The 5,068-nt window shown below is 69.3% G+C and carries 4 protein-coding genes; 2 read left to right on the forward strand and 2 right to left on the reverse strand.

Annotation, left to right across the window (positions count from 1 at the left end):
• Together BSTEL_RS12405 and BSTEL_RS11260 are read left to right on the forward strand one after the other, a co-directional pair.
• Positions 1 to 295, forward strand: a 295-nt coding sequence (locus BSTEL_RS12405) for a variant leucine-rich repeat-containing protein (protein ID WP_034530476.1), incomplete at its 5' end; no start/stop codon positions are given.
• Between the two features lie 219 nt (positions 296 to 514).
• Positions 515 to 1,039, forward strand: coding sequence for an FHA domain-containing protein (locus BSTEL_RS11260; RefSeq protein WP_420796419.1), 525 nt, complete (start codon positions 515 to 517; stop codon positions 1,037 to 1,039).
• A 158-nt stretch (positions 1,040 to 1,197) separates the two neighbouring features.
• On the opposite strand, the gene BSTEL_RS11265 is transcribed toward BSTEL_RS11260, so the two are convergent.
• Complete coding sequence (locus tag BSTEL_RS11265; RefSeq protein ID WP_051923102.1) at positions 1,198 to 3,708, reverse strand: S9 family peptidase; 2,511 nt, start codon at positions 3,706 to 3,708, stop codon at positions 1,198 to 1,200.
• Positions 3,709 to 3,831: 123 nt separating this feature from the next.
• Complete coding sequence (locus BSTEL_RS11270) at positions 3,832 to 5,067, reverse strand: App1 family protein (protein WP_051923101.1); 1,236 nt, start codon at positions 5,065 to 5,067, stop codon at positions 3,832 to 3,834.
• Between the last annotated feature and the right edge of the window lies 1 nt (position 5,068).

Genomic DNA, 5,068 nt, shown 5'->3' on the forward strand with positions numbered 1-5,068 from the left:
GGCCTACGCCCAGCCGGCCGCCCAGCAGCCGCAGGCCGACCCGTACGCGCAGCAGCCCGCCGCCGACCCGTACGCGGCGTCCCCGTACGCGCAGGCCCCGCAGAACCCGTACGGCTTCACCGCGGAAATCGCCCGCACCACCACCGACCAGATGCAGATGGCCGAGATCGCGCAGAAGGCGCCGGAACTGTACGCCGCCCTGGCGCAGAACCCGAACCTGTACCCGGCGCTCGTCGACTGGCTGTCCCAGTTGGGCGACCCGGCCGTCAACGCGGCGCTCGCCAGCCGTCAGTGAGGAGCATGGCAGATGAGCAATGTGATTCCCTTCCCTCCGGCACCGGAACCCGGCTGGTACGCCGATGATCCGGTGAACACCCCGGCGGCCGCGCAGCCCGAAGCCCAGCCGGCTCCCGCCCAGCAGCCACAGTCTCAGCAGCCCGAACCGCAGCCCGCGCAGGCCGCGCAGGCCCCCGCCTCCGGTCTCGCCGCGGCGGGCCTCGCCACCGGCACCCCGGTGGTGACGGGCACGTTCGTCACCAACCAGTCGCAGGCGCAGCCGATCCAGTCGACGTTCCAGCCCGCCCAGCAGCCCGCGACCCAGCAGGCCCAGCCCGCCCAGCAGCCGCAGACCTCCGCCGCCCAGGACGACGACGAGGATTGGGACAGCACCGTCCTGTCCAGCTCGTTCACCATCAAGCAGGCGCACAAGACGTACGTGCTGCACAACGAGGCGACCGGCCAGACGATTCTCATCGACCGCAGCGTGCTGCTCGGCCGCCGCCCGTCCGAGGCGATCCCGGAGGGCGCGAAGGCCGTGAAGATCGAGGATCCGACGCGCACCACGTCCCGCAACCACGCGGCCATCAGCATCGATCAGGACGGCCAGCTGTGGATCGAGGACTACGGTTCGCTGAACGGCACGTTCATCATCCGCAACGGCGAGGAGCAGCAGGTCGTCAAGGGCACGCCCGCGCAGCTTGAGGCCCCCGCCACGCTGCGCATCGGCGACCAGTTCTTCACCCTCGAAGAGCAGCAGTAGCGGCGCGCCGGGTCTCTCCCTCCGTCCGCACGCGGCGGACACCTCCCTCGTCAGAGGGAGGCCAAGAAGGGAGAGGCACGCATCGCCCGTCACCCATCTCATATGAGTTGAGCCCCCTCGGCCTTCATGGCCGAGGGGGCTCAACTCATATCAGCACCTCAATACCTGAGGTTCATCACATCCAGGCACCACGCGTTCTCGTAGGAGACCTCCTCCCACTGCTTGTAGCGCTCGGAGGTGCCGCCGTGCCCGGCCTCGACCTCGATCTTGGCGATCGCGTCGAATCCGCGCGACTGCATGGCGGCCACCCATTTGAGCGGCTCCACGTACAGCACGCGCGTGTCGTTCATCGACGTGGTGACGAACACGCGCGGGAACGCGCGGCCGGCGTCCGAATCCGCGGCGGGCAGGTTCTCGTACGGCGTATACGACTTCATGTACCGGTACACGTCCTCGTCGTGCAGCGGGTCGCCCCATTCGTCCCATTCGGTGACGGTGAGCGGCAGCGACGGGTCGAGGATCGATGTGAGCGCGTCGACGAACGGCACATCCGCCTCGACGCCCGCGTACAGGCCCGGCGCGAGGTTCGCGACCGCGCCCATCAGCAGGCCGCCCGCCGAGCCGCCGTTGGCGACGGTGCGGCGCGGGTCGGCGAGATGCGCATGCTGGAGCGCGGCGGTCGCGTCGACGAAGTCCTCGAACGAGTGCTTCTTGTTGAGCCGTCGCCCCTGCTCGTACCAGGCGCGGCCGAGTTCGCCGCCGCCGCGAATGTGCGGCACCGCGTACAGCACGCCGCGGTCGAGCATGCTCAGGCGCGCGACGGAGAAGTTCGGGTCGGAGGAGATCTCGTACGCACCGTAGCCGGTGATGAACATCGGCGAATCCTGCGCGGGGAAGTCGCGCCGCCACACGAGCGAGACGGGGATGCGCTCGCCGTCGCGGGCGCGGATCCACACGCGGCGTTCCATGTAGTCGCGTGGGTCGAAGCCGCCGAGCACGGTGGCGCGTTTGAGCAGCCGGTCCTCGCCGGTCGCCGGGTCGATCTCGTGCAGTTCGCCGGGGCGCGTGTAACTGGTGAACGAGTAGCGCATGCGCGGCGCGTCGTAGGACGGGTTGCCGCCGGTGCCGATCGAGTAGAGCCGTCGCGTCTCGCCGGGCAGATGGTCGTCGCTCGCGCCGTCCGACGACGACGTATGGTCGGTCACACCGGCACCGGCACCACTACCACCGGCACCGGCGTGCCCCGCGTCCCAGTCCTCCGCCCACAGCGTCTCGCCGTGGTCGCCGGTCTCGTCGCGGTCGCCGGCGACCATGTCCCAGTCGTCTTCGAGCGCGGGAGGCAGCAGTTCGGTGAACCGCCACGGCCGTCCGGCGAGGAAGTCCTCGACGGCGGCCCGTTTCGGCATCATTGCGACGTGCGGCAGTCCGTCGGCGCGGTAGGCGAGCGTGACGAAATGACGGTGGATGGCGATGCCTTCGACGCCGAGGCCGTGCAGCCCCTGCAGGATGGCGGGGTTGTGCGCGTTGAAGTAGGGCGCGGTGATCGCCTTCGCGCGGTCCTCGGCCGAGGGCGCGTGCTCGCAGCCGTATGGCGAGCCTTCGGCGACGCACACGCCTTCGCCGAGCGTGTACGGCGGCTCGTGCCGGCGCATGTCGATCACGTCGATCTCGAAGTTCGGGTTCTTCGCGTTGTGGTAGACGACGGCGAGCGGGATGTCCTCGCCGTGCTCCCCCGCGTTCTCGAAGCAGGCGAAGCTCACGTCGTATTCGATGTCGGTCTTGCGCGGGATGAACGCCTGGAATTCGCCTTCCGGGTCGGTCACGGGCAGCATGAGCACTTCGGTGGTGGTCTTGGATCCGGTGCCGAGCACGAGGTTGCGTTCGTCGAAGCTCAGGCCGATGCCCACCCAGAAGCGTTCGTCCTCCTCGCGGTACACGCACGCGTCCGTCTCGACCGGGGTGCCGACCTTGTGCCGCCAGACCGCGCATGGGCGCCACGCGTCGTCGAGCTCCACCCAGAACACGTAGCGCGCGTCGGGCGTGAAGCAGGCGGCGCCGACGCCGCGGAACACTTCGGGCAGCTCCTCGCCGGTCCCGAGGTCGCGGATCCGGTAGTCGTAGCGTTCGTCGCCGGCCGTGTCGACGCCGTAGAGCATCCACCGGCCGTCGCGGCTCAGGTCCATGCCGCCGAGCCGGAAGAAGTCGTGGCCTTCCGCCTCCGCGTTGGCGTCGAACACGATCGATTCGCCGGGCAGCGATCCTGGCGCGCCGAACGGGTCGACCTCGGGCGGGTCCCAGTCGTCGGCGCCGCGCACGCGCATGCGGCACTGCACCGCGTACTGGCGGCCTTCCTGCGTGCGCGCGTAGTACCAGTAGTCGTTGATGCGCACGGGCACGGACATGTCGGTCTCCTGCACGTGCGATTTGAGTTCGTCGAACAGGGTGCGGCGCAGTCCGTCGAGGTGCGCGTTGCGCGTCTCGCACAGACGGTTCTGCGCGGCCACGTAATCACGCGTGCGCGGCGAATCCTTGTCGCGCATCCATTCGTACGGGTCGATGAACACGTCGCCGTGGTGTTCGCGTCGTGTCGGCTCGCGGTGCGCGACGGGCACGGCGGGCGCCGTCGCGACGGCCTCGCCGCCGTCGCCCGTCGTCGCGCCCTCGATCATGTCCTGTTCGCCGCCTTCACCGCCGGCCAGTTGGTTCTCTTCAGTCATACGGGTGATTATACGCACGCGCGAACCGGTTCCGCGCGCACGTATCCCACCCGCGGAACCGCCGCCGCGGACCCCCTACCCCAGATGCGCCTTGAGGTACGGCAGCATCGTCTTCATGATGTTCGCGCCGGTCGTGCCGGTGAACACGGGCACGTCGGTGTCGGGCATCGGCTGCGTGGCGGTCATGCCGGCCGGGTTGCGCATGCCGAACGGCATGAGTTCGCGCGGGCTGAGCTGGCGGATCGCGATGGCGAGCACGCGGCCCGGGTAGCGACGGACGACGGTCGCGTAGGTGGTGGGGTCCTTCTGGCCGTCGTCGCCGACGAGGATGAATCTCATGTCGGGGAAGTCGGCCATGAGCTGTTCGACGAATTCGAGCTTGTGCTGCGGCCCGGAGGGGATGAACGTCTTGGGACGCGGGTCGAGGTCGCGCAGCAGCAGCGGGCCTTCCGGGAACCCGTGGTTCTCGAGGAAGTGGCGGATCGAGCCTTCCACGTTCCACGGCGAGGTGGACAGGTAGAAGAACGGCGCGTCCGGGAACAGGTCGGCGAGCTTGGTGAACAGCACGCTCATGCCGGGCACGGAGGCCTTCTTGTCCGGGTTGAGGAACAGCAGGTTCCACGCGGCCTTCCACAATATGGGCGCCTGCGTGATCAGCACGGTGTCGTCCACGTCGGAGATGATGCCGACCTTCGCGCCCTTCGGGATCGTGAACAGCTTCGCGTGCACCGGCTTGCGCCCGTTGACCCGGTAGGAGACGTCGTGCACGCCCGGTTCGAGGCGTTGCTCGGCGACGAGATCCAGATAGCCGGACGTGTCGGAGATCGCGTATTCGCTGTCGAGGTCGGGACGCGCGTCCACCGCGTCGTAGCGTTCGCTTTCGCCGACCTGCACGGTTTCGAGCGGCACGTCGTCGATGCGGATCTTCACCTGCGTGTGCGGTGAGGGGATGGCGAGCATGCCGCGGATGCCGCGCGTGGCGCGCCCGTACTCGCTGCCCTCCCCCGCGTACACGGTGCGGCAGATGAGCCGCGAATAGTCGCCGGTGCCGTACCCGACGTACGGATCGACGCGCGGGAACCAGTCGAGCCGTTTCGCCGTGCGCGTCGCCGCCTTCACCCACGTGTTGAACGCGCGCGTGACGACGCGGCGCACGAGGCGTTCCGGCAGCGGCTGCGCCTCGTAGCGTTCGCGCCGGGACGCGGCGTCGAACGTGGTGACGGCGCGGCGCGCGGGGATCGGCACGGTCGGCATGTCGTCGCCGGACGCGGCGTCGTGCGCGTCGCGCGCCTCGCCGTCGTCCGCGCGCATG

The organism is Bifidobacterium stellenboschense (genome assembly GCF_000741785.1).
GTDB classification, from domain to species: Bacteria; Actinomycetota; Actinomycetes; order Actinomycetales; family Bifidobacteriaceae; genus Bifidobacterium; species Bifidobacterium stellenboschense.

Excerpts from the sequence above, each read along its gene's own strand:
- BSTEL_RS11270 (WP_051923101.1), bottom strand. The coding sequence starts at position 5,067 with ATGCGCGCGGACGACGGCGAGGCGCGCGACGCGCACGACGCCGCGTCC.
- BSTEL_RS11265 (WP_051923102.1), bottom strand. The coding sequence starts at position 3,708 with ATGATCGAGGGCGCGACGACGGGCGACGGCGGCGAGGCCGTCGCGACG.